Raw genomic sequence first — 23,159 nt, 5'->3', positions numbered from 1 at the left:
GGACGCATGGCAAACGTACTGATCCTCGGCGGCACCCAGTGGCTGGGCCGCACCCTTGCAGAGTTGTCCCTTTCGCGCGGTGACGCCGTCACCTGCCTGGCGCGGGGTGAATCTGGCGACGTCCCCGAGGGGGCGCGGCTCATCCGTGCCGACCGTCGCGGCGTCGACGCCTACCGCATGGTCAAGGACCAAGACTGGGATTCGGTCATCGAGGTGAGCTGGCAGCCCGCCTGGGTGCAGGCCGCAGCGCAAACGCTCGGCGAGCGAGCCAAGCACTGGACGTACATCTCGTCGATCTCCGCGTATGCGCCGGGCAGCCCCGTGGGTTCCGACGAGACCGCGCGACTGTTGCCGCGGTTGCTCGCGGGCAGCCGGGCGGACATGAGCGTCTACGGACCCGCGAAGGTGGCCAGCGAGCAGGTCACCCGCGACGCGGTGGGCGACCGTCTTTTCACTCCGCGACCGGGCATCCTTGCCGGCCCAGGGGATCCCACCGACCGCTTCAGTTACTGGCCCGCGCGCTTCCACACCGCGGGTGAGGGCCCGGTGCTGGTGCCTGACAACCCCGACCTGAATGTACGCGCGCTCGACGTGCGCGACTTCAGCGAGTGGGTCCTGGACTCCATCGCGGCCGGCCTCACCGGACCTGTCAACGCCGTGGGCGAGGACATCTCGTTCGCCGACTTCATCGCGCTAGCGCGCAGCGTGGGCGGCCACACCGGGGACGTGGTCACACCGACCTCGCAGTGGTTGATCCACCAGAGCGTGAACACGTCCAGCGGCGAGCGGTCCCTGCCGTGGTGGCACCCCGGAGACATCCCCACCGACGGCACGATGTACCTGTCGGGACAGGCAGCACTGGACGCGGGCATGACTCGACGCCCGCTCCGGGACACCCTCGCGGACTGCATCGAGGACGAGCGTGAGCGCGGGTTTGACCGGGAGCGCGAGGCAGGTCTCACGCGCGGCGAGGAGACCTTCCTGATCGACCGCTGGGAAACCCGCTAACGGACCTACACCGTCGAGCGCGTAAACGCGGATCGACCCAGACCCGATGCGGTGGGCAAGTCGCTATTTCAAGCCGAGGCGAAGCAGGAGTTCGGACGCGGTGACGTCGTTCTCGCCCTCGGCGAGGTCGATGAACGCTGACGCCTGGGCCCGCTGCGCGCGGGTCGCCTGCGGGTTCAGGTGATGGCACCACGGTGGGTACACCCGGAAGCCGCGCTTGCCCGGCGCGGAGTCGGTGCTGACGACCCCAAGTTCCGCCAGGTGGGCGGGCGTGAAGTGGAAGACCCCGGTGTGGGCCGCCTCGGCGACAAACACGAGCACGCCTGCCTCGGCATCGGCCGCGGGAAAGGGTTCGGTGCCGCCGTCGGGCGCGCGGCGCCACACGGACACGAAAGCGCCGGGCTTGGTGGGGGTCACGCGGGCCTCGCGAACCCTGAGCCGCACCGTGCCAACGGTCAGGACGGCCGCCGAGTACGCGGCGTTGTCCGGCTCCGGCGCGACGGCGTACTCGATGCCAGCGGGGACCAGTGCCCGCTGCGCGAAGCTCTCGAGGCTGCCTGTCACTACTGCTCCTTGGGGACGCGGGTCGCACGTACTGGGCTGATCGTACCGACCGCCGGGGAGGCCGTGGCCAGTCACCTCGTCCGGCGAGTTCCGGAACCGACTACAACGTTTGCGTGCCGAGTCCCGTTCAATGGGTAAGAGCAACACAAATTGGGGTGAGCACATGGGCAACTGGCAACCGCTGGTGGACGAGTTGATCCGCGACCGCGGACCGCAACTCGTCGCGTACGGCGCGATGCTGGTGGGCCGCGACGGCGACGCCGAGGACCTGGTCCACGACGCCATCGTCAAGACGTTCTCCAAGCGCCGCAGCATCGGCTCGTTGAACGAGGCGCACGCCTACGTGCGCAAGGCGATGCCGAGCATCGTGATCGACCGCACCAGGTCCGCCGCCGCGCGTCGCAGGGCGATGAACCGCTCCTACGAGCGCCCGCAGGAGGTATCGGACCTGGACGCGGGCGTAGACCTGCGCCGGGCGCTCAGGACCCTCTCCCCGCGCGAGCAGGTGTGCGTGGTGCTCAGGTACTTCGACGACCTCACGGTCGCGCAGGTCGCCGCGCAGTTGGGGCTCGCTGACGGCACCGTCAAGCGCTACCTCGCCAACGCCAGGGTCCACCTGGCACAGGAGTTGGACATCACCGAGGACTGGGACGACCCGCGCGAGCGTGCCGACGTGGTCTCCGTGCACGAAGGGAAGAAGTCATGACGCAGATTCACGACATGTTCAACGAGGGCTTCAGGAGCCACGCCGATGCGCTGGCCCGGTCCGGTGGGCTCGGCGAGGAGTTCGAGCAGGGCGCCGTGAAGTCGATCCGCCGCCGTCGCAACGTCCGCGCGGCGGGGTTTGGTGCGGGCTCCGCGCTCGCCATCGGTGCCGTGGGTGTCGCGGCGTGGGCCGTGCCGGGAGTGCGCGACGGTATGGCGGCGCCCGCGGGCACGCAGGGCTGCGAGATCAATCCTTACCTGCCGCCTAGCCCCGCATCGCTGGGGGATGCCCCCTTCATGTTCCGGGCGTACGTCGACCTTCGACCCGACACTGCCGATCCCAAGGTCGTAGTCGTGTATCAGGACGGCAAGTACGTAGACCTCACGCCGAGTTCGAGCGGCGAGTATGTCATCAACTACGAAGGTGAGGACTACGTAGTGGCCAGCACTAGTAGCGGCGAAATGTATCTCAGCGACAGTGCGATGGTGTTGGACTGGCACACCCCTTCGTCTCGCGGCGGGGGCATCTGGGATGGCGTGAATCCATACTTAGTCGGATACGGCTGGACGACAACAGTCCCTGACTACGTGCCAAAAGATATCGACCTGCCGGGATTGTCATCGACCTTTGATCTTTCTATCAATGGCGGTAGCGGTGGTGGATGGCAGGGGTGGCTGTCAGACAGCGCAGTCACGGACCTTCTGGTGACGTCAAATGGCACAATCTCGACCGCACATCTAAGCGAGGGGGACTACTCGCCTACGCCCGATGAGATTGAAGGAGCATCCCGGGTCGAGATGCGGGTGAGCGGTCTGCCCGACGGCGAGACGTTCTCAATCGTGTCGACCTTCGACGCGAACAACATTCCCGAGCTCACCTGCCTCACCAGCAGTGTTGACGCGACGCCAATCCCCGATCCCACAGGCACGCAGGGGTGCGAGATCAATCCGTACCTGCCCATCAACCCGGACTCACTGGCGGCACCCACGTACAGCTATCGAACATACGTCGACCTCCGGCCCGGCACCGAGCGCCAGAAGGTCGTCGCCGTTTTCCCTGACGGCACCTATGTTCTGGCGACCCTGGATGAGGAGGGCGCCTTTAGGCTTGACGACGCGCATGGCGGTTTCGAAGTGGCAAACCTGGACCCGCTCTATCCGGGCGAGCACGAAAGCGCATGGGTAGTCGACCACTTCGCGAACGGCGGAAGCGGGGGCAGTCGTTGGGACGGGGCCACGCCCAACCTGGCTGGATACGGCTGGACCACTGAGGTTCCACTGGAGGTGCCCGATGGTATTGACGTTAATGCGTTGGCGTCGACGTTCGACATCGCGATCAACGCGGGCGGCACAGGGTACTTACCCGGCTCGGTGCCCAACGGCGCCGTGACTGATGTCATCATCACGTCCGATGAGGAAGTCACGACCACGCGCCTGGAGGACGGTGATCCGGCGCCTTCGGCCGACGAGGGGCAAGGTGCCACACGAGTGGAGATGCGCGTGAGCGGGCTGCCCGACGGAGGCACGTTCTCGATCGTGTCGACCTACGACGCGAACGACATCCCGGAGCCGACTTGTCTCCCTGAGGATGTAGACCCCGCGTTGCTCCCGAACTAGGACGTCTGGCCCTCAGCTTGCTCGTGCCGCGCACCCCGGGACTTCCATCCGCGCTGGATCAAGATGCCGACCGCGTACACGGCGACTAGCACATACAGCAGGTGCCAACCGGTCAGCCACACAATTCCATTCGCCACAAGTGCGAGCGCGCCAAAGAATAGCAAAGTGAGCAGCAGTTCTTTGACCTTGGAGCGCGACGTCCTTTGGAGCATATCAACGACGCTACGTACCCGAACATGCCTCGTCAAACGCGGGCGCCGCCACGCTTGCGCGCTAAAGCGGCTCGGCGACCTCGCCCACGGGGGCGGTCTTGGGGATCTTCCTGCGCGACTGCGAGCGGAAGCCGTCCACGGTCAGCACGATGAGTGCTACCCAGATCAGGGCGAAACCGGCCCAGCGGCTGGGCGGCATCGGCTCGTTGAAGTGCCACACGGCCAGGATGAACATCATGGTGGGCGCGATGTACTGCAACAGTCCAGTGACATAGAGCGGCAGGCGCCGCGCGCCGGCGGCGAACAGGATCAGCGCGCCCGCGGTGAAGATGCCGGTGGACATCATCAGCAGGTCGTGACTAATCCCCAGTCCCTCGGAGCCGCGCTGGAGGAACGTCATGCCGTTGTTGGCGGCGATGATCCACAGCCCGATGAGCGCGATGGGGGTGAGCACCATCGTCTCAACCGTCAGCCCGGTGACCGCATCCACCTTAGAGCCCACGCGCTTCTTGATCAGGCCGTAGATGCCAAAGGACGTGGCGAGCGCGAGCGAGATCCAGGGAAATTCGCCCAGGCCGACGCCGATCACGATCACGGCGATGACGCCGATCGCGATCGCGACCATCTGCAGCCGGCGCAGGCGCTCGCCCAGCACCAGCACCCCCAGCGCGACGGTGAAGAGCGGGTTGATGTAGTAGCCCAGAGACGCGGAGTTCACGTGGTCCGTCATGATCGCGTAGACGTACAGGAGCCAGTTCACGGCGATGAACCCGCCGGCCGCGGCAAGGGTCAGCACCACCTTGCGGTCGGAGAGCGCTGCCCGCAGCTGACGCCAGGTGCGCATGAACGCCACAAAGATCAGGCACACCACCAGCGACCAGACGGCTCGGTTCGCGGTGATCTCGAACGCGCCCGCGGGCGCGAGCGCCGCCATCAGCAGCGGAAACAGACCCCACATGAGGTACGCGCCGGCGCCGTAGAGCAGTCCGGGCTTGTCGAGGGTCTCGTTCACCATGCCAGTGTCGCACCATCAAGGGCAACCGGCCCCCAAAATCCAGTGCCAGTGGGCCCGCAACTGGTTCCTGCCGGGTCCTCCGCGCGCGCAGTCAGCGAGCGGGGTACCTGTGGGCTAGTGGGGCAGGCCGGCGTCCACGAGGCCGCGCGAGACGCGCAGGCGGTGGTGAACCCGCGCGAACAGCAGGCGGTCCACGAGCATGGTGAACGCGAGCACGATCATGATGGTGGCCATCATCTCCGTGAGGTTGCCGGTCTCGCGAGAGCGGGCGATGACCGAGCCGATGCCGGTGCCCGTCCCCGAGCCGGACAGCACCCCGGAGAAGATCTCGCCCGCGATGAGGCAACGGAACGCGATCGACCAACCGAGTTCGAGGCCGGTGGTGATGCCCGGCATGGCCGCCGGGAGGACCACGTGACGCATGAGCGTCCCGCGGTCCGCGCCGTACGTGCGCCCGGCCCGGATGAGCAGGGGCGGGACGCTCTTGACCGCGCTACGGGTCGCGAGCATGATCGCGGGCATGGCGCCGATGCTGACGACCGCGCCGAGCGACCAGGCGGAGGTGCCCAGCACCACCGCGGCGACCGGGATCCACATCGAGGTGGGCATGCCCTGAAGCGCGGCCAGGTACGGAGACAGCCCGCGGTCGAGGGTGGGGTGAGCGCCCAGGACGAGCCCCAGCGCGACGCCACCAACCGCGGCTATGGAGAAGCAGATGGCCATGAATGCCGTGACGCGCCCGAAGATGGAGACCAGCTGCCCGTCCTCGGCCATGCGCACCAGCTCGCGGGCCGTGGAGTCCGGACTGGGAAGCGTGTCTACGAAGAACGAGGTGAGAGCCCAGAGCGCCAGAATCACCAGGCCGGTCACCAGGATGGGCAGGCCGTTCTTCCAGCGCCCGCCGCGCGCCGGGGCTATCGGAGCGATGGGTGGGGAGACGGATGGGCGCGCCTGCGGGGTGGCCGGTGACAGGTCGCCGCCGGTGGCATCAGATAGTGACATGGCCGTCCTCCGCCCCGCCGCGAGGCGCCGAGATGCCTAGCTGATCCGCCGCGTCCAGCAGGCCGCGCACCTCGCGCGCGAGCGAAACGACGCGGTCGGACTCGACCACGCGCGGGCGTTGGAGACCCACGGACACCTCGCCGATGATGTGGCCGGGTCCAGAGGACAGCACGACTACGCGCGAGCCCAGCGCCACGGCCTCGCGCACGTTGTGGGTCACGAAAATGATGGTGGTGCCGGTCTCCTGCCACAGCTCCTGGAGCTCGACGTGCAGGCGGTCACGCGAGGGGGCGTCCAGCGCGGAGAAGGGCTCGTCCATGAGCAGCACCTGCGGCCGCATCGCGAAGGCTCGCGCCAGCGCGGCGCGTTGGCGCATTCCGCCGGACAACTCGTGGGGATGCAGATTCGCGGCATCGCTCAGGCCCACCTTGGCGAGCCACTCGGTGACGGTGGCCTCGCGCTCGTCGGCCGGAACCCCGGCGTTCTTGAGGCCAAAACCTACGTTCTCGCGCACCGACAACCAAGGGAACAGCGCGTGCTCCTGGAAGACCATGACGCGGTCCAGCCCGGGGCCCGTGACCTTGGCTCCTCCCACGTCCACCGTGCCACGCACTGGCCGGGTGTGGCCCGCCACCAGGTCAAGCAGGGTGGACTTGCCGCAACCGGACGGTCCGACGATGCAGACAAAGTCGCCCGAGTCGATGGACAGGGTGACGCCGTCCAGCGCGAGGCGCGCCGGACCGCGCCCGGAGAACTGCTGGGCAACGTCGGTGAGGGTGACTGGGGAGCTCATTAGATGCTGACGTACGCGTCCTCGGCGGTGCCGGGCACCTGAGCGCGAGCCGTGCCGGCTCCCAGGGTGTTGCCATCCTGGGGGTCGATCAGGCAGAACGCGCCCGTGCGACGGTGGCGACCGTAGTCCTCCACCGCGAGCGGCTGGGCGAGCTGGAAGGACACCACGCCGATGTCGTTGAGCAGCAGCTCGTGACCCTTGGCGATCGAGTTGTCCAGGGTGCCTCCCGGCAGGGAGATGTCCAGGATGCCGTCGATGCTGGTGACCATGGCCTGCACCATCGCGGTGCCGTGCTGGACCAGGACGCGGTCGCGCACGCGCAGCGGGCGGTCCGTCAGCCACGCCACGTGGGCGTGGAACTGGCGCTCGGCCTTGGGGGCGTCGTCGCCAAAGGCGAGCAGGTCGCCGCGCGCGATGTCGACCTCGTCCGTCAGGCGCAACGCGACGGACTGCCCGGTGAAGGCCTCCGTCAGTTCGCCGGTGGCGGTGTCGATCCCCGCGATGGTCGAGGTGCGGCCCGAGGGAAGCACCGTGACCGGATCGCCGACCCGAATGGTGCCCTCCGCGACCTGGCCCGCGTAGCCGCGGTACTCGCGGTACTCCGGGCTGATCGCGCCGTCCTGCGGACGAAGCACCAGCTGAACGGGGAAGCGCCAGCCGGACTCCGCATCGGCCGCATCCTCCGCGGTGGGGTGCTTGACGCCGCGCCTGTGCGCGGCGGCGTAGAGGTCTGCGCCGTCGTCGATCGACGGCACCGTCTCCAGCACGTCCAGCACGGTGGGGCCCTCGTACCAGGGGGTAAGCGTGGAGGGGATGGCGACGTTGTCGCCCACGAGCGCGCTGACGGGGATGCTGATGACGTTCGTCAGCCCCAGCGACTCGGCGTGGGACTGCACGTGTCGCTCGATCGACCGGAACGGGCCCTGCGCGTAGTCGAGAAGGTCGATCTTGTTGACGGCGACGATCACGTGCGGGACGCGCAGCAGCGCGGCCACGGCGAGGTGGCGCTTGGTCTGCTCGACGACCCCGTAACGGGCGTCGATCAGCACCACCAGCGCATCGGCCGTGGAGGCGCCGGTGACGGCGTTGCGCGTGTACTGCACGTGGCCGGGGCAGTCCGCGAGGATGAACGTGCGCTTGGGCGTGGAGAAGTAGCGGTAAGCCACGTCGATGGTGATGCCCTGCTCGCGCTCGGCGCGCAGGCCGTCGGTCAGCAGAGCCAGGTCGGGGGCCTCGAGCCCGCGGTCGCGCGAGACGCGCTCCACGGCCTCGTAGGCGTCCGCGAGGATCGACTTGGTGTCATGCAGCAGGCGGCCCACGAGCGTGGACTTGCCGTCGTCGACGGAGCCCGCGGTCGCGAAGCGCAGCAGTGAGGTGACGCGCGAGTCGGCGGACTCGGGCGCGAGGTCGGTGGTGGCACTACTCATTAGAAATAGCCCTCTTTCTTGCGGTCTTCCATCGCGGCCTCGCTGACACGGTCGTCGGCGCGCGTGGCGCCGCGTTCCGTGATGCGGGTCGAGGCGACCTCGGCGATGACGTCTGAAATTGATGATGCGGGGGACTCGACGGCGCCGGTGCACGACGCGTCTCCCACGGTGCGGTAGCGGACGGCGTGAGTCTCGAGCTGCTCGCCGTCGCGCATCTTCACGGCGGGGTGGGGGGACAGCCACATGCCGTCGCGGCTGAACACCTCGCGATCGTGCGAGTAGTACAGGGACGGAAGGTCCAGGTTCTCGCGCTCGATATAGCGCCACACGTCCAGCTCGGTCCAGTTGCTGATGGGGAACACGCGCACGTGCTGGCCCGGCAGGTGACGTGGGTTGTAGAGGTTCCAGAGCTCGGGGCGCTGGTTGCGCGGGTCCCAGGCGCCAAACTCGTCGCGCAGCGACACGACGCGCTCCTTGGCGCGGGCCTTCTCCTCGTCGCGGCGTGCGCCGCCGAACACCACGTCGTACTTGTGCTGAGTGATGCCGTCGAGCAGCGGCACGGTCTGCAGCTGATTGCGAGTGCCGTCGGGGCGCTCGCGCAGGCGACCGTCGTCGATGTAGTCCTGCACCTTCATGACCTGCAGGCGCAGGCCGAGGCGCTCGACGGTGCGGTCGCGGAACTCGATCACCTCGTCGAAGTTGTGCCCGGTGTCGACGTGCATGAGCTCGAAGGGAACCTTGCCCGGCCAGAACGCCTTGGTGGCCAGGTGTAGCACCACCACGGAGTCCTTGCCGCCGCTGAACAGCAGCACCGGCTTGCGCGCGGTGCCCACGGCCTCGCGGATGATGTGGATGCCCTCAGCCTCGAGCGCGTCGAGCGTGCTCATTCGCGTGGGCTCGTGGGTGGTCGCGGGTTCTGTCGTCACGTGTTCCTCGCTCATTCGTGGATTCCGCACTCTGTCTTCTCCTGGCCGGACCAGCGACCCGATCGCGGGTCCTCGCCTGGCGCTACCTTCTTGGTGCACGGCTCGCAGCCGATGCTGGGGAAGCCCTGCGCGACCAGCGGGTTGCGCGGTAGGGAGTTGGTCATTTGGTAGACCTCTACGTCCATGTCGGTCCAGGCCGCGATGGGGTTGATCTTGACCAGGCCGTGGCCCTCGTCCCAGGACACCAGCGGCAGCTCCGAGCGGGTGACCGCGTCCACGCGGCGCGCGCCGGTCACCCAGGCGTCGTAGCCCGCGAGCGAGCGCGCGAGCGGGTCCACCTTGCGCATAAAGCAGCACAGGTTGGGATCCCGCGCGAACAGGTCCTTGCCGAACTCGGCATCCTGCTCAGCGACGGTCTTCGCCGGCAGGGCGTTGACAATCGTGATGGGGAAGCTCTTGGCGGCCTCGTCACGAGTCGCGATTGTCTCCTTGAAGTGGTAACCGGTCTCCAGGAACAGCACGTCGGTGCCCGCCTGACGCGCGCCGAACATGTGCGGCAGGATGGTGTCCTGCATCGACGCGGCGACTATCAGCTGCTTGCCGAAGGTAGCGACCGCCCAGTCGGCGATCTGCCCGGCCGATGCCCCGGCCAAGCTCTCGTTCGCATCGGCGCAGGTCTGCGCGTTCCACACGGTGGTCTTGGTGGTGTCGGCGGTCACTTGATGAGCTCCTCTTCCGCTCGGAAGGCCCAGTCGGAGAACGTCTCGTCCTGGGTACGGTGCTCGAGGAAGTTCTTGGTGACGCGCTCGACGTAGTCGGGCATGCCGTCCTGCGTCACCTTGTGGGCACGAATCTTGCGACCGAAGTCGTTGTCGTCGCCGCGACCCAGCCGGCCGCCCAGGTGCACCTGGTAGCCGGGGACCTGCTCGCCGGACGCCTCGTCCAGGACCAGTTGGCCCTTGAAGCCGATGTCCGCCGTCTGCACGCGAGCGCACGAGTTGGGGCAGCCGTTGACGTGCACAGTTATAGGAGTGTCGAGCGTGGGGAAGATGTCGTCGAGCTTCTTGACCACCTCGCGGGCCGTCGCCTTGGTCTCCACGATCGCGAGCTTGCAGTACTCGATGCCGGTGCAGGCGATCACGTTGCGGTGGAACTCGCGCGGGTTGGCGTCGAGCTCCAGCGCGCGCAGGCCGTTGACCACGTCGTTGACGCCGGGCTCGGGGATGTCGAGCACCAGGATCTTCTGCAGCGGGGTGAGGCGGATGCGGTCGGAGCCGACGGCCTCGGCGATGTTCGCGATCTCCTGCAGCTTGGTGCCGGAGATGCGTCCCGCGACCGGGGCGACGCCCACAAAGAAGTTGCCGTCGCGCTGCTCGTTGATGCCGACGTGGTCCCCACGGGCACCGGGCTTGCCGATCTTGGGGGCCGGACCCTCGGGAAGGGCGTAGCCGAGGTAGTCGTCCTGCAGTACCTGGAGGAACTTCTCGCCACCCCAGGCCTTGACAAGGAACTTCAAGCGCGCGCGGGTGCGCAGTCGCCGGTAGCCGTGGTCGCGGAAGATGCCCACGACTCCGGCCCACACCTCTGATACCTGCTCGGGCTTGACGAAGACGCCGAGGCGGATTCCCAGGTGGGGGTTGATCGACAGCCCGCCGCCAACCCACAGGTCGTAGCCGATGCCCAGCTCGGGGTGCTCCACGGCGCAGAATGCGACGTCCTGGACCTCGTGCAGGATGTCCGGCACGGGGGTGCCCGTGATCGCGGTCTTGAACTTGCGAGGCAGGTTGGTGAACTGCGGGTCGCCGATGTACCGCGCGGTGATCTCGTTGATGTTGGGGGTGGGGTCGATCAGCTCGTCCTTGGCGATGCCAGCCACGGGGGAGCCGAGGATCACGCGGGGCACGTCGCCGCACGCCTCGGTGCAGAACAGGCCGACTGCCTCGACGCGGCGGAAGATCTCCGGCACGTCCTCGATGCGGATCCAGTGGAGCTGAATGTTCTGGCGGTCGGAAACGTCTGCGGTGTCGCGGCCGAACTCCTCGGAGAGGTTGCCGATCTCCCTGGCCTGGGCCACGGACAGCTGCCCGCCGTCGGAGCGAATGCGGAGCATGAAGTATTCGTCGTCGAGCTGGTGCGGCTCGAGGATGGCCGTCTTGCCGCCATCAATTCCCTGGCGGCGCTGCGTGTACAGGCCCCACCAGCGGAATCGTCCGCGCAGGTCTCCGGGGGGAATCGACCAGAAACCCCACTTGGAGTAGAGGTTCTCGATGCGCTCGCGGACCTCGAGCGGGTCCGCGACTGCCTTCATCTCCTCGTTCGGGTTCAGCGGCGTCTTGTCGCCGGCAGCCCATTGACCGTCCCTCGAGGCCGTGTTCTTGCGCGCCGATGCCTCCCGGGTGCGGATCAGTCGCGCCTCCTCGCGGTGGCGGCGGCGGTCCTCCGCCTCGGCCGTCGCCTGAGAATTGGGCGCGCCGGCATCGGCAGCTGTGGCTCCGGTGGGTGTCACTTAAGACTCCTCGACTCAAATGGTGGGAGCTTGACCGTACGAGCGCGACAAATGACGCTCGTAAGGCCGAGCGCCCAGGGTTACAGGTTGGTGTATCCGAGGGCAACTAGGCCGAGGGACACATGGCGCGGCAAACACAGCACATCATCGATGCGCGGGCGTTCGACTTGTGGGCCATGCGGTGATTCTGGCACACGGCGCTCAGATGCGCCAGTATTCGGGTACAAGTAAGACGGTGGACTTTGTGCAATCCGACATGTCTATACTCTGGGGCTATCGCGACCGCGAGCGCCCTCGGTCGTGTCCGCCACTCCAAGGATTGTGAGACTCGTGACTTCCGAACGCCCATTGCGCGTCGCCATCATCGGCGCCGGCCCGGCCGGCACTTATGCCGCCGATATTTTGTCGAAGACCGAACTGCAGGTGTCGATCGACATCATCGAACGACTCCCCGCGCCCTTTGGTCTGGTGCGCTACGGAGTGGCCCCCGACCACCCCCGGATCAAGCAGATCATCGTCGCCCTCGCGAACGTTTTGGGCCGGGGCGACATCCGCCTCTTGGCCAACGTGAACGTCGGCACGGACCTCACCCTGAAGGACCTCGAAGAGCACTACGACGCGGTCATCTACGCGACGGGCTCGTTCCGCGACGCGAACCTCAACATCCCTGGTATCGACCTGGAAGGCTCGTACGGCGCAGCCGACTTCGTCAGCTGGTTTGACGGGCACCCCGACGTGCCGCGCACGTGGCCGCTGGACGCCAAGGAAGTGGCCGTGTTCGGCGTCGGAAACGTCGCGCTCGACGTCGCCCGCATCCTCGCCAAGCACCCCAAGGACCTGGCCCCCACCGAGATCCCCTCGAACGTCATGGAGATCCTCGAGAACTCGCCCGTGACGGACGTCCACATCTTTGGCCGCCGCGGCCCCGCGCAGGTGAAGTTCAGCCCGTTGGAGCTGCGCGAACTCGGTCACGTCCCCGACGTCGACGTGATCGTCTACCCCGAGGACTTCGACTTTGACGAGGGCTCCATGGAGCTCATCGAGTCCAACCGTCAGGCTAAGCAGGTCACCAAGACGCTCACCGACTGGACTCTGAAGGAGCCCACCGGGGCGTCGCGCCGCATTCACCTGCACTTCTTGCAGAGCCCTCACGAGATCCTGGGCGAGGACGGCAAGGTCACGGGCGTGCGCGTCGAGCGCACCGCTTTGCAGGGGGACGGGACCTCCAAGGGCACGGGAGAGTTCATCGACTATCCCGTCCAGGCCGTCTACCGCGCCGTGGGTTACTACGGCACGGAGATCCCCGGTGTTCCGTTCGACGACGCCAAGGGCGTGATCGCCAACGAGGCCGGACGCGTGGTCAACAACGGCGACGTGGTGCCCGGCGTCTACGCGACCGGGTGGATCAAGCGCGGCCCCGTCGGCCTCATCGGCCACACCAAGTCCGACGCGTCGGAGACGATCGCCAACCTTGTCGAGGACGCGGACCGTCTCTACGCGGAGTCCAAGGCAGGTGCCGAGCAGCGCAGCCCCGACAACATCCTGCGCCTGCTCGTGGACCGCGGCGTCGACGTGGTGCAGTGGCACGACTGGGAGGTGCTCGACGAGCACGAGCTAGCCCTGGGCGAGGCCGCCGGACGTCAGCGTGTGAAGGTGGTTCCACGCGAGGAAATGACGAACATCGCGCTCAAGCGCAACTAAGTCAAGTCTGAACAAGAAGGCCCCGATTCCGGTAGGGAGTCGGGGCCTTTTTGCGCGTTGTTGTCAGACGTTTGACGGAAACTGGAACCCGTCGCCCCGGTGACGCGTTTTGTACGTGGGTGCCCGTAATATTGCGTGGCCATAGATGCCGTCAAGGTCTGATTACGGGAGAAGGTTCGGTGGGTAGCAAGAAGTACTTCAACGGCGTGAAAACGTTCGGTTTGTTCCTGGTGATGTGGGTCGTGCTCCTCGGTCTGGGGTCGGTCGTCGCCGGTGGTGCCTACCTATGGTTCTTTGTGCTGCTGTCAATCGGCGGGACCGCGTACGGCTACTGGAACTCGGACAAGCTCGCGATTAAGGCGATGCACGCGCGCCCGGTGACCGAGGTAGAGCAGCCCGCGATGTACCGCATCGTCAGCGAACTCTCTCGAGAGGCCCGCCAGCCGATGCCGCGGCTGTACGTCTCTCCCACGGCCGCGCCGAATGCCTTCGCCACCGGACGCAACCCGGCGAATTCCGCAGTGTGCTGCACCGAGGGCATCCTGGGTCTGCTGAACGAGCGCGAGCTGCGCGGGGTGCTGGGGCACGAACTCATGCACGTCTATAACCGCGACATCCTGATCGGCTCTGTGGCGGCGGCGTTCGCCGGCATGATCACCGCATTCGCCCAGATGATGCTGTTCTTCGGCGGCGGGAGCGACCGGCAGGCTAACCCGCTCGCGCTGCTGTCGATGCTGATTCTCGCCCCGTTTGCCGCGATGCTGATCCGCACGGCGATCTCGCGCACCCGCGAATACGACGCGGACGAGGACGGCGCGAAGCTGACCGGTGACCCGCTCGCCCTCGCCTCGGCGCTGCGCAAGCTGGAGGCTGGCGTGGCGGCGCGTCCGTTGCAGCAGGACCCCAAGCTAGAGAACGTGTCGCACATGATGATCGCCAACCCCTTCGCGGGGGCTGGCCTCGCCAAGCTGTTCGCCTCGCATCCGCCCATGGCGGACCGCATCGCGCGTCTCGAGGCGATGGCCGGCGGACGGCCCGGCATCAGTTGATTCCCGCATTTACCGAGTGGGTCCTCCGCGTCGGCGGCGATCGGGGCGTCGCCGGTGCACTCGAGTCCTACGGCGACGTATGGTCCATGGACCAGGGAAGCGTCGAGGTGATGACGAACCCTCGGGTCGACCGCAAGGAACGCGCGCGGCTCCTGGCTCTCGACGCCCCCGGTCTGGTCTCGGCTACTGTGCTCGAGCGCGCCCAGTGTCTCGACGCCGCTCACACCCAGATTGTCAGACGTGCGAATCGCTCAGGGGGACTGATCTTCGCCGCGAGCATGGTGCTCTGCGGTCTCGCGCTGCTCGTGCTGTTTCTTGTCCTGGTGGGAGACGCTGAGACACCCTGGGCCGGACTAGCAGTTGTATTCGGTGGTCTCGCGTTGCTGGCAGGTGGCGAGTGGGCGGGGGGCCTCATCGAGCGACGCAAGTTATTGGCGGAGGCTGCTCGCCAGCGCGAACGGTTGAACTTTTGGCGCAGAGACGGCACCCGACGCTAGTCAAGGCTCGGCAAAGCTGTTCGCCTCGCACCCGCCCATGGCGGACCGCCTCGCGCGTCTCGAGTCGATGGCTGGCGGACGCCCGGGAATTAGTTAGGCATCGCGGACGGTTGCACTAGGTGCAGGATCTCTCGCACCCGAACCGTCGATGCAAAGGAATCAAGCATGAGCCAGACAGTCGCACAGAGCATGATCAAGGCGCTCGCGGACCACGGCGTCACGCAGGTGTGGGGCGTCGTCGGCGACGCTCTGAACCCGTTGACGAACGCGATCCGCACCGAAGACCGGATCGAGTGGGTGGGGGTCAGGCACGAGGAGGCGGCCGCGTTCGCGGTAGCCGCGCAGGCGCAACTCACCGGGCGCATCGGCGTGTGTATGGGCACCGTGGGCCCCGGCTCTATCCACCTGCTGAATGGCCTTTACGACGCGAAGAAGTCGCACGCGCCGATGCTCGTGATTGCGGGCCAGGTGCCATCGAAGGACATCGGCACGGAGTACTTCCAAGAGGTCAACAACGACCAACTCTTCGCGGACGTCGCCGTCTGGGCCCATACGCTGACCTCGGCCAGCCAGATGCCACAGATGCTTGAGCAGGCCGTTAACGCCGCGTACGAGCACCAGGGCGTCGCGGTTCTCACCCTGCCAGGAGACCTGGGGACAGCCGACTTGCCCAAGGACGCGGGTGAGGCTCGCTTTGTGCCGACGCCGGTCTACACCTGCGCGCCGCAGGAACAGCTCACTGCCGTGCTGGAGGCGTTGGCGGGCGACGACAAGGTCACCATGCTCGTGGGTCAGGGCGCGCGTCACGCCCGTGACGAGGTGCTGCAGCTGGCGGAGGCCCTCAAGGCGCCGATGGTGCTGACGATCAAGGGTAAGGCGGGCCTCGAGCGCGACAACCCATACGCCGTTGGGCAAGCCGGTCTGCTGGGAAACTCGGCCGCCGCCGCGGCCCTGGACGCGTGTGACACGCTGCTGATGGTGGGCACCGACTTCCCCTACCGAGACTCGTACCCCAAGGGCAAGCGGGTCATCCAGATTGATATTCGCGCGGGCCACATCGGCCGGCGCACCGGCGTCGACGTGCCCGCGGTGGGGGACTCCAAGCAGACCCTCGCCGCGCTCCTGCCGCGCGTCGAGGCGCGCACGGATCGCTCGCACCTCGACAAGGCCGTGGAGGCTTACGGCGCGTGGGGCGACAAGCAGGCCGAACTCGCGGATCCCGACTACAGGGACTCATCCGTGGTGGCCAAGGTGCGCTCCGTCTTCGACAATCCTGACGCCCGCATCCGGCCCGAGGTGGTGGCCGCGGCGCTCGACGCCGCAGTGCCCGACGACGCTATCTTCACCACTGACACCGGGATGTCCACGGTCTGGTTGGCCCGCTTCATCAAGATGCGCGGCACTCGCGAACTCATCGGCTCGTTCAACCTGGGCTCCATGGCGAACGCGATGCCGCAGGCCCTCGGGGTGCAGGCGCTCGACCGCGACCGCACCGTGGTGTCGCTCAGCGGCGACGGCGGCCTCATGATGCTGTTGGGGGATCTGCGCACCGCGGTGACGTACAAACTTCCCGTCGTGGTCGTGGTGTTCAACAACGGGCGCCTCGGCATGGTCAAACTGGAGCAGGAGCAGGGCGGTCTACCCGAATTCGGGACCGAACTGGACAATCCTGACCTGGCGGCCGTCGCATCGGCGATGGGCCTCCAGTCGCGTCGCGTGGAACGCGCGGGCGACGTGGCGGGGGCCGTCGAATGGGCGCTAGCCCAGGGCAGCCCGGTGCTGCTTGACATGGTCACGAATCCCGACGAGATCTCCGTGCCCCCGAACGTTGGGGTATCAGACGCGTGGGGCTTCGCGGTGGCGAAGATCACCGAGGCGGTCGAGAGCCGGCGTTAGCGCGGCTCACCTCCCACACCTCGGCGCATCTCGCGTCAGCGGTAGTTGACGAACTGCAATGCAGCCTCGACGTCCGCGCCCTTGAGCAACGACATGGTGGCCTGCAGGTCGTCACGGCTCTTGGAGCTGACGCGCAGCTCGTCACCCTGGATGAGGGCCTTGACGCCCTTGGGTCCCTCGTCTCGCACGAGCTTGGTGAGCTTCTTGGCCACGTCCTGGGCGATGCCCTCCTTGACCTCTGCGGTCAAGCGGAACTCCTTGCCGGACGGGGTGGGGTCCCCGTACTCGAGGGCCTTCATGGAGATGTCGCGCTTGGCGAGCTTGCCGATGAAGACGTCGAGGACCGCCTTGACGCGCTCCTCGGAGTTCGCCTTCATGAGGATGTTCTCGCCGGACATCTCGATGGAGGCGCCGACACCCTTGAAGTCGTATCGCTGAGCGATCTCCTTGTGGGCCTGGTTGAGCGCGTTGTCGACCTCCTGCTGGTCCACCTTGGATACGACGTCGAACGAAGAATCGCTGGCCATTTGTGCCTCCTATTTGGGCCCTACGCCGGTCGGGGCGAGGGGGATTCGTGCGGTGATTGGGCCTCAGTTAGCGTCAAGGCCGGTTCACTTGCTATTCTTCCATGCGCGCCACCTTGGTTTCCAATGCGGCGCATGGCGAGTTGCCCGAGCGGCCAAAGGGAGCTGACTGTAAATCAGCCGTCGTAGACTTCGTGGGTTCGAATCCCCCACTCGCCACATCAGGCCCGCTGCTTACCCGCAGCGGGCTTTTTTGTGCCCGCGCGAGCGCGGTCTAGGCGCTCAAGGAATTCTGCCCGTCCGAAACCGCTAGAGGTCCTTGGCGCATCGGAAGCCGATGTGCGTGGTGGCCGAGTCCTCCGCCTGGGGTGAGCGCGCCGCCGGACGGTAGCGCAGGCAGTACTCGGGCGCGCACAGGTGGGAGCCGCCCTTCAGGACGCGCCGGTTGTCCCGCGCGCCCACCGCGGTGTCCGCCGCGGGGCGCGCCGCAGACGGGCCGCACGTGCAACCGTCGCCGCAGCCCGCTTCGGTGGGGGCGGCGCCGGCGTGGTCCGCGGCACTGCTGGTCCCGGGCACCGAGAGTAGGTTGGCACCCGCGCGGGGAGCGTGCCCGGGCGTGTATTCGTCGGAGGTCCACTCCCACACGTTCCCGATCATGTCCACGAGTCCCCAGGGATTAGGCGGGAAGGTGCCCACCGGCGACGTGCCGACCCAGCCATCGGCGCCGGTGTTCTCGTAAGGAAACTTGCCTTGCCAGGTGTTCGCCATGAGGGTGCCGCCGGGGGAACGCTCCTCGCCCCACGCGTATGTGGCCCCATCGGCACCGCCGCGCGCCGCGTACTCGAACTCGGCCTCGGTGGGAAGCCGCTTGCCCGCCCAGGTCGCGTAGGCGACGGCGTCCTCGTAGGCGACCTGGACCACGGGGTGGTCGGGACGATCTGACACATCGGCCTGGGGGCCGAACGGGTGGCGCCACGAGGCGTCGGTGGTCCAGGCCCACCAGGCCTGCCAGTTGGCGAGGTCCACCGGGCCTTCGGTGCGGCTGAAGGTCATCGACCCGGGGGCGCGGTCGGCGGCGCTGAGCTCCGGGAAGGCCGCCGCGTCGAGCGCGCGTTCGGCGACCGTGACGTAGCCCGTGGCGTCGATGAACTGGGCAAACTGAGCGTTGGTGACCGGGTGCGGGTCCAAGAGGAACGAGCGAACGGTGCGCTCGTGGACAGGCCCCTCGTCCGGGTAGAAGTCCTCCGACCCCATCGTGTACGTGCCGCCCGGAATCGTGACCATGGTGTCCATTCGCCCAGGCTACCGCGCGCGATTGGGGCGCGCCGCCGGGCCCTTAGCGGATCACTGCCCGGCCCTGCGCGGCCGATGCGCGGGCGTCGAGCACTCGTTGATTGGTCGACCCGCGGTGGGCGAGGGAGAAGTCCTTCTGGGACTGCTCGAACCGGCCATCCACCAGCACGTCCAGGTAGGACAGTAGCTCGCGCTTGTCGGGGGAGTCGGTGAGGATCTCCTCGACCGTGTAGCCCGTCCAGCACCAGATGTCGCGGGCGTCCCCGAACTCGGCCCGCACGCGGCGCACCGCCGCCAGCGCCACCCCGGTGTTCAGGAACGGCTCGCCGCCCATGAGCGACAGCCCCTGGACCGACGGGTGGCTGAGGTCCACGATGAGTCGGTCCTCGAGCGCTCGCGAGTACGGCTCGCCGTACCGGAAGCTCCACGCGGCCTCGTTGTAGCACCCCTCGCACGCGAACAGGCAGCCGCTCACGTACAGCGAGCAGCGCACCCCCTCGCCGTCCACAAAGCTGAAGGGCTTGTAGTCGGCGACGTAGCCGTGGCTGACCTTGTCGGCCTGCCACAGCCGTGGATCGGGATCGCGGGCCATGAGCTACGCCGGCGCGTCCGTGGCGTCGCCGACGCGCACCGACCCCGGCAGGTGCTTCACGCGCGACGCGATCTCCGCGTGACGCCCGTGCACCATCGGGCGCTGTTGGGGGTTGCCGAGGTAGCCGCAGGTGCGCTTGACCACGTCGCAGGTGCGCGGGTCCGCGTTGCCGCACTCGGGGCACTCGAAGCCGCGGGCGGTGGGGTCGAAGTCGCCCGCGTAGCCGCACGCGAAGCAGCGGTCGATGGGGGTGTTGGTTCCCAGGTAGCCGATGCGGTCGTACGAGTAGTCCCACACGGCCTCGAGTGCCCGCGGGTTGGTCTGCAGCACGGGGTACTCGCAATAGTGAATGAACCCCCCGGACGTGTACCGCGCGTACTCGGCCTCGAAGTCCAACTTCTGGAAGGGCGTGGGGTTCTTGCGCACGTCGTAGTGGAAGCTGTTCGTGTAGTAATCCTTGTCGGTGATGTCCGCGACGGATCCGAACCGCTCCTTGTCGAGCCGGCAGAACCGGTCCGTGAGCGACTCGCTCGGCGTGGAGTACACCGACACCTGGTAGCCGGAGCGCGCGGTCCACTCCTGAGCGGCCGACTGCAGCCTGCGCAGTACCGCGAGTGTCATCTCCTTGGCAGTGGGGTCGGTCTCCCAGTCGGGTCCGAAGAACGCGGTGGCCACCTCGTAGAGGCCGATGTAGCCCAGCGATACTGTCGCGCGGCCGCCGCGGAATAGGGTGTCCACGTCCTCGTCGGGAGCCAGGCGCCCGCCGAAGGCCCCGTGCACGTAGAGGATGGGCGCGTTGCCGGGGACCGCCTCCTTGCAGCGGTCGATGCGGTACATGAGGGCGTCGTCGACTGTCGCCAGGCGCTCGTCTAGTACTCGCCAGAAGGCGTCCTGGTCGCCGTCCGCCTCCAGCGCGATGCGCGGCAGGTTGAGCGTGACCACCCCCAGGTTCATGCGTCCCGAGACCTCGTCGTTGCCATCCTCGTCGCTCCAGCCCTGGAGGAAGGAGCGGCAGCCCATCGGCGCCTTGAAGGATCCGGTGAGCTCCACGATCTTGTCGTAGTTGAGGACGTCGGGGTACATGCGCTTGGTGGCGCACTCCACCGCGAGGGTCTTGATGTCGTAGTTGGGGTCCTCCGGCTCGAGGTTGACGTGGCGACGCAGGGTGAAGAGCAGCTTGGGGAAGATGGCGGTGCGGCCCTCAGCGCCCAGTCCGCGAATGCGCACTTCCAGGATCGCGCGCTGAATCTCGCGCTCGTACCAGCCCGTGCCCAGGCCAAAGCCGACCGAGGTGAACGGCGTCTGGCCGTTGGAGGTGAAGAGCGTGTTGATCTCGTACTCGAGGCTCTGCATCGCGTCGTAGATGTCCTTGCGGGTGCGCTCGCGGGCAAAGTCGGCGCGGCGGGCCTCGTCCTCCATCCACTCGTCGGCCTCCGCGACGTGCTTGGCGTGATTGAGGCGCGCGTAGGGCGCCAGCAGTTCGTCGATGCGGTTGACGGTGCAGCCGCCGTACTGGCTGGACGACACGTTCGCGATGATCTGGGAGATCTGGGCGGTGGCCGTCTGGATGGATCTGGGCGGCTCCACCTGCGCGTTGCCAATCCGGAAGCCGTGGCTCAGCATGGTCTCGAAGTCGATCAGGCAGCAGTTGGTCATGGGCGAATACGGGTGGTAGTCGAGGTCGTGATAGTGAATGTCGCCCTTGACGTGCGCATTCGCGACGTGGGGCGGGAGCATCCGCAGCCCGATGGTCTTTCCCACCACGCCCGCCGTGAGGTCGCGCTGGGTGTTGTACACGTCGGCGTCCTTGTTGGCGTTCTCGTTGACAAGCGCGGAGTCCTTGTCCAGCAGGCGGACGATCGCGTGGTTGAGGTCCTGGGACTTGTTCCTGGCGACGTCGGCCTGGACGCGATAGTCGATGTAGGCCCGCGCCACTCGGTGAGCCCCCGACTCGAGCAGCTCGTGCTCCACGACCGACTGGATCTCGTAGATCTGCACGGTGTCCGCGAAGCGCGCGGAGACGAGGTCGCTCACCTGTGCGGTGAGGCCGACGATGGTGATGCGGTCCGCCGTCGTGGCCTGCCCGTGAACCGCGGCGAAGGCCTTGGTCAGCGCGGTGGCGATGCGCGCCTCGTCGAAAGGCAGGGTGCGCCCGTCGCGCTTGACCACCCGGGGGCGTGTTGCTGTCGCTGAGACGGGGGGTGCAGCTTCTACGGTGCTCATGTCTGTCCTCTTGGCGAGCGACAGGAAAGGCGCCCGCAACCACTAGATATGGTGTCGAATTAGTATTTCGACACTAGATCTAGTTGTGAGAGGGGCGTGGGACCATGGTCCCGGTTCGCTTCGCGGGGGGCTTCTCAGGCGACCTGCTAGTCGGTGTAGACGAACTTTCCGCGCTTGACGATCACGTCGTCGCGCATGTCCTCGAGTTCCATGCCGCGCGTCTCCGGGACCCGGAAGTAGACGAAGATTAGCGAGATCACGGCCATGGATGCGTAGAACCCGTAGGCGAACGTCAGGCCGATGTCGGCGAACAGCGGGAACGTCATCGTGATGGCGAAGTTGGCGATCCACTGGGCGGCGGCGGCCACGGCCAGCGCGGTGGCGCGAATCCGGTTGGGGAACATCTCGCCCAGCAGCACCCACACCACGGGGCCCCATGTGGCGCCGAAGAACACCACGAACAGGTTGGCGAAGATCAGCGCGGTGGTCGCCCAGCCGCCGGTCAGTTCGACATCTCCGCTGGAGGTGGGGGTCGCGTTCGCGAATGCGACGGCCATCATGCCGAGCGACACGGCCATGCCGGTAGAACCGATGAGCAGCAGCAGGCGCCGGCCAATCTTGTCGATCAGCATGATCGCCACGATCGTCACCACGATGTTCGTCACCGACGTGATGGTTGAGGTGAGGAAGGCCTGCGATGCGCCGAAGCCGACCGCCTGCCACAGGGTGGTCGAGTAATAGAAGATGACGTTGATGCCCACCAGCTGCTGGAAGGCGGAGAGCAGGATGCCGGTCCACACGATGGACTTGAGTCCGAAGGTCTTGCCGCGAAGGTCCTTCAGCGAGCGCTTGTCGTCGTCGCCCAGCGTCCGCTGGATCTCGCCGATGCGAGCGCTGACGTCCGTCTCCCCGGTGAAGTCCTGCAGCACCGTGGCGGCCGCTTCTGGCCGGCCCCTGCCCACCAGGTAGCGAGGCGACTCGGGTAGCCGGATGGCCGCCAGCCCATAGATGATCGCGGGAACGGCGGCGGCCATGAACATCCAGCGCCAGGCCTCGAGCCCAAACCAGAGAGTGTTCTCCGCGCCGCCGGCGACACCCGCGAAGACCTGGTCGGTCAGTAGCGCGGTGAAGATACCGAGCACGATCGCGAGCTGCTGGAGCGAGCCCAGGCGCCCGCGGAACTTGGACGGCGCCACCTCCGCGATGTACGCGGGGGCGATCACGGAGGCTGCGCCAATGGCCAGGCCCCCGAGCACACGCCAGAAGATCAGGTCGTAGACCCCGAACGCGAACCCCGATCCGAAGGCGGACAGGAAGAACATGATCGACGAGATCACCATGACGCGGATGCGGCCGTACTTGTTCGCCAAGGAACCGGCGAACCAGGCGCCCACCGCACAGCCCAGGAGCGCGGATGCCACGGTGAAGCCGGTCACGGCAGCGCTCAGGGCGAACTCCTCCTCGATGGCATCCACGGCGCCATTGACCACGGAGGAGTCGAACCCGAAGAGGAAGCCTCCCAGCGCGGCGCCGATGCTGATGAAGATGACCTTGCGGTTCAGCTTGGCATCGGGGGCCGGTGAGGTGCTATCTACGGGGACGGCCATGG

21 protein-coding genes and 1 tRNA gene are annotated in these 23,159 nt (G+C 67.1%); 8 read left to right on the top strand and 14 right to left on the bottom strand.

All coding sequences use genetic code 11. The features are described 5' to 3' along the window. Window positions 1–6: 6 nt before the first annotated feature. Window positions 7–1,008 (top strand): NAD-dependent epimerase/dehydratase family protein, encoded by a 1,002-nt coding sequence (locus tag ACQU6B_RS11970; protein WP_430867769.1) that lies wholly within the window; start codon window positions 7–9, stop codon window positions 1,006–1,008. Between the two features lie 63 nt (window positions 1,009–1,071). Here the strand turns inward: ACQU6B_RS11970 and ACQU6B_RS11965 are convergent, their stop codons facing one another. Then, on the bottom strand, window positions 1,072–1,572 hold the full coding sequence (locus ACQU6B_RS11965; RefSeq protein ID WP_430867768.1) for a MepB family protein: 501 nt from the start codon (window positions 1,570–1,572) through the stop codon (window positions 1,072–1,074). Window positions 1,573–1,702: 130 nt separating this feature from the next. Here ACQU6B_RS11965 and ACQU6B_RS11960 point away from each other — a divergent pair, with 130 nt between their 5' ends. Further along, window positions 1,703–2,278: a sigma-70 family RNA polymerase sigma factor gene (locus ACQU6B_RS11960; protein ID WP_430867767.1), complete on the top strand. Its 576-nt coding sequence runs from the start codon at window positions 1,703–1,705 to the stop codon at window positions 2,276–2,278. Then, window positions 2,275–3,894: a hypothetical protein gene (locus tag ACQU6B_RS11955; RefSeq protein ID WP_430867766.1), complete on the top strand. Its 1,620-nt coding sequence runs from the start codon at window positions 2,275–2,277 to the stop codon at window positions 3,892–3,894. Before ACQU6B_RS11960 ends, ACQU6B_RS11955 begins: the two co-directional genes overlap by 4 nt. On the opposite strand, the gene ACQU6B_RS11950 is transcribed toward ACQU6B_RS11955, so the two are convergent. The 8 genes from ACQU6B_RS11950 to ACQU6B_RS11915 all read right to left on the bottom strand — a co-directional run bounded on the left by ACQU6B_RS11950 (window position 3,891) and on the right by ACQU6B_RS11915 (window position 11,676). Then, entirely contained in the window at window positions 3,891–4,106 is a 216-nt protein-coding gene (locus ACQU6B_RS11950; RefSeq protein ID WP_430867765.1) for a hypothetical protein, read from the bottom strand. The two genes, ACQU6B_RS11955 and ACQU6B_RS11950, sit on opposite strands and share 4 nt — an antisense overlap. 61 nt (window positions 4,107–4,167) lie before the next feature. Beyond that, window positions 4,168–5,121 (bottom strand): EamA family transporter RarD, encoded by a 954-nt coding sequence (gene rarD, locus ACQU6B_RS11945; RefSeq protein WP_430867764.1) that lies wholly within the window; start codon window positions 5,119–5,121, stop codon window positions 4,168–4,170. 114 nt (window positions 5,122–5,235) lie between these two features. Further along, entirely contained in the window at window positions 5,236–6,123 is an 888-nt protein-coding gene (locus ACQU6B_RS11940; RefSeq protein WP_430867763.1) for an ABC transporter permease, read from the bottom strand. Then, window positions 6,110–6,916 (bottom strand): ABC transporter ATP-binding protein, encoded by an 807-nt coding sequence (locus tag ACQU6B_RS11935; RefSeq protein WP_430867762.1) that lies wholly within the window; start codon window positions 6,914–6,916, stop codon window positions 6,110–6,112. Before ACQU6B_RS11935 ends, ACQU6B_RS11940 begins: the two co-directional genes overlap by 14 nt. Then, the gene (locus tag ACQU6B_RS11930; protein WP_430867761.1) at window positions 6,916–8,343 is read right to left on the bottom strand and encodes a sulfate adenylyltransferase subunit 1; all 1,428 of its coding nucleotides are present in this window, start codon (window positions 8,341–8,343) and stop codon (window positions 6,916–6,918) included. Before ACQU6B_RS11930 ends, ACQU6B_RS11935 begins: the two co-directional genes overlap by 1 nt. Continuing rightward, a complete protein-coding gene (cysD, locus tag ACQU6B_RS11925; protein ID WP_430867760.1) occupies window positions 8,343–9,284 on the bottom strand; it encodes a sulfate adenylyltransferase subunit CysD in 942 nt (313 codons plus the stop codon). Before cysD ends, ACQU6B_RS11930 begins: the two co-directional genes overlap by 1 nt. After that, entirely contained in the window at window positions 9,281–9,988 is a 708-nt protein-coding gene (locus ACQU6B_RS11920; RefSeq protein WP_430867759.1) for a phosphoadenylyl-sulfate reductase, read from the bottom strand. Before ACQU6B_RS11920 ends, cysD begins: the two co-directional genes overlap by 4 nt. Next, complete coding sequence (locus ACQU6B_RS11915; RefSeq protein WP_430869248.1) at window positions 9,985–11,676, bottom strand: nitrite/sulfite reductase; 1,692 nt, start codon at window positions 11,674–11,676, stop codon at window positions 9,985–9,987. The genes ACQU6B_RS11920 and ACQU6B_RS11915 overlap by 4 nt, the downstream gene beginning before the upstream one ends. A 429-nt stretch (window positions 11,677–12,105) precedes the next feature. On the opposite strand from ACQU6B_RS11915, the gene ACQU6B_RS11910 reads away from it, so the two are divergent. The 4 genes from ACQU6B_RS11910 to ACQU6B_RS11895 all read left to right on the top strand — a co-directional run bounded on the left by ACQU6B_RS11910 (window position 12,106) and on the right by ACQU6B_RS11895 (window position 16,918). Next, entirely contained in the window at window positions 12,106–13,476 is a 1,371-nt protein-coding gene (locus tag ACQU6B_RS11910; protein WP_430867758.1) for an FAD-dependent oxidoreductase, read from the top strand. A 233-nt stretch (window positions 13,477–13,709) separates the two neighbouring features. Beyond that, window positions 13,710–14,525, top strand: coding sequence for a zinc metalloprotease HtpX (htpX, locus tag ACQU6B_RS11905; RefSeq protein WP_430869247.1), 816 nt, complete (start codon window positions 13,710–13,712; stop codon window positions 14,523–14,525). Window positions 14,526–14,635: 110 nt separating this feature from the next. Continuing rightward, entirely contained in the window at window positions 14,636–15,022 is a 387-nt protein-coding gene (locus ACQU6B_RS11900; protein ID WP_430867757.1) for a hypothetical protein, read from the top strand. Window positions 15,023–15,187: 165 nt separating this feature from the next. Further along, on the top strand, window positions 15,188–16,918 hold the full coding sequence (locus ACQU6B_RS11895; protein WP_430867756.1) for a thiamine pyrophosphate-dependent enzyme: 1,731 nt from the start codon (window positions 15,188–15,190) through the stop codon (window positions 16,916–16,918). A 35-nt stretch (window positions 16,919–16,953) separates the two neighbouring features. Here the strand turns inward: ACQU6B_RS11895 and ACQU6B_RS11890 are convergent, their stop codons facing one another. Further along, window positions 16,954–17,445 (bottom strand): YajQ family cyclic di-GMP-binding protein, encoded by a 492-nt coding sequence (locus ACQU6B_RS11890; RefSeq protein WP_430867755.1) that lies wholly within the window; start codon window positions 17,443–17,445, stop codon window positions 16,954–16,956. A gap of 134 nt (window positions 17,446–17,579) precedes the next feature. Here ACQU6B_RS11890 and ACQU6B_RS11885 point away from each other — a divergent pair. After that, window positions 17,580–17,661: transfer RNA gene (locus ACQU6B_RS11885), tRNA-Tyr, on the top strand. 90 nt (window positions 17,662–17,751) lie between these two features. Here the strand turns inward: ACQU6B_RS11885 and ACQU6B_RS11880 are convergent. From ACQU6B_RS11880 to ACQU6B_RS11865, 4 genes are all read right to left on the bottom strand, one after another. After that, window positions 17,752–18,735, bottom strand: a complete 984-nt coding sequence (locus tag ACQU6B_RS11880) for a formylglycine-generating enzyme family protein (RefSeq protein ID WP_430867754.1) — start codon at window positions 18,733–18,735, stop codon at window positions 17,752–17,754. Window positions 18,736–18,778: 43 nt separating this feature from the next. Then, the gene (gene nrdG / locus ACQU6B_RS11875; RefSeq protein ID WP_430867753.1) at window positions 18,779–19,327 is read right to left on the bottom strand and encodes an anaerobic ribonucleoside-triphosphate reductase activating protein; all 549 of its coding nucleotides are present in this window, start codon (window positions 19,325–19,327) and stop codon (window positions 18,779–18,781) included. A gap of 3 nt (window positions 19,328–19,330) precedes the next feature. Then, on the bottom strand, window positions 19,331–21,550 hold the full coding sequence (gene nrdD / locus ACQU6B_RS11870; RefSeq protein ID WP_430867752.1) for an anaerobic ribonucleoside-triphosphate reductase: 2,220 nt from the start codon (window positions 21,548–21,550) through the stop codon (window positions 19,331–19,333). A gap of 146 nt (window positions 21,551–21,696) precedes the next feature. Further along, window positions 21,697–23,157 (bottom strand): sugar porter family MFS transporter, encoded by a 1,461-nt coding sequence (locus ACQU6B_RS11865; protein WP_430867751.1) that lies wholly within the window; start codon window positions 23,155–23,157, stop codon window positions 21,697–21,699. Window positions 23,158–23,159 lie beyond the last annotated feature (2 nt).

The sequence above is a fragment of the Demequina aurantiaca genome, from assembly GCF_050598105.1.
GTDB classification, from domain to species: domain Bacteria; phylum Actinomycetota; class Actinomycetes; order Actinomycetales; family Demequinaceae; genus Demequina; species Demequina aurantiaca_A.
The sequence above is the reverse complement of the archived record's forward strand: the minus strand, read 5'-3'. Positions and strand labels throughout refer to the sequence as shown.

Coding starts and splice junctions, on each gene's coding strand:
- ACQU6B_RS11970 (WP_430867769.1), top strand. CDS start 7: ATGGCAAACGTACTGATCCTCGGCGGCACCCAGTGGCTGGGCCGCACC.
- ACQU6B_RS11960 (WP_430867767.1), top strand. CDS start 1,703: ATGGGTAAGAGCAACACAAATTGGGGTGAGCACATGGGCAACTGGCAA.
- ACQU6B_RS11955 (WP_430867766.1), top strand. CDS start 2,275: ATGACGCAGATTCACGACATGTTCAACGAGGGCTTCAGGAGCCACGCC.
- ACQU6B_RS11950 (WP_430867765.1), bottom strand. CDS start 4,106: ATGCTCCAAAGGACGTCGCGCTCCAAGGTCAAAGAACTGCTGCTCACT.
- rarD (WP_430867764.1), bottom strand. CDS start 5,121: ATGGTGAACGAGACCCTCGACAAGCCCGGACTGCTCTACGGCGCCGGC.
- ACQU6B_RS11940 (WP_430867763.1), bottom strand. CDS start 6,123: ATGTCACTATCTGATGCCACCGGCGGCGACCTGTCACCGGCCACCCCG.
- ACQU6B_RS11935 (WP_430867762.1), bottom strand. CDS start 6,916: ATGAGCTCCCCAGTCACCCTCACCGACGTTGCCCAGCAGTTCTCCGGG.
- ACQU6B_RS11930 (WP_430867761.1), bottom strand. CDS start 8,343: ATGAGTAGTGCCACCACCGACCTCGCGCCCGAGTCCGCCGACTCGCGC.
- cysD (WP_430867760.1), bottom strand. CDS start 9,284: ATGAGCGAGGAACACGTGACGACAGAACCCGCGACCACCCACGAGCCC.
- htpX (WP_430869247.1), top strand. CDS start 13,710: ATGTGGGTCGTGCTCCTCGGTCTGGGGTCGGTCGTCGCCGGTGGTGCC.
- ACQU6B_RS11900 (WP_430867757.1), top strand. CDS start 14,636: ATGACGAACCCTCGGGTCGACCGCAAGGAACGCGCGCGGCTCCTGGCT.
- ACQU6B_RS11895 (WP_430867756.1), top strand. CDS start 15,188: ATGAGCCAGACAGTCGCACAGAGCATGATCAAGGCGCTCGCGGACCAC.
- ACQU6B_RS11890 (WP_430867755.1), bottom strand. CDS start 17,445: ATGGCCAGCGATTCTTCGTTCGACGTCGTATCCAAGGTGGACCAGCAG.
- ACQU6B_RS11880 (WP_430867754.1), bottom strand. CDS start 18,735: ATGGACACCATGGTCACGATTCCGGGCGGCACGTACACGATGGGGTCG.
- nrdG (WP_430867753.1), bottom strand. CDS start 19,327: ATGGCCCGCGATCCCGATCCACGGCTGTGGCAGGCCGACAAGGTCAGC.
- nrdD (WP_430867752.1), bottom strand. CDS start 21,550: ATGAGCACCGTAGAAGCTGCACCCCCCGTCTCAGCGACAGCAACACGC.
- ACQU6B_RS11865 (WP_430867751.1), bottom strand. CDS start 23,157: ATGGCCGTCCCCGTAGATAGCACCTCACCGGCCCCCGATGCCAAGCTG.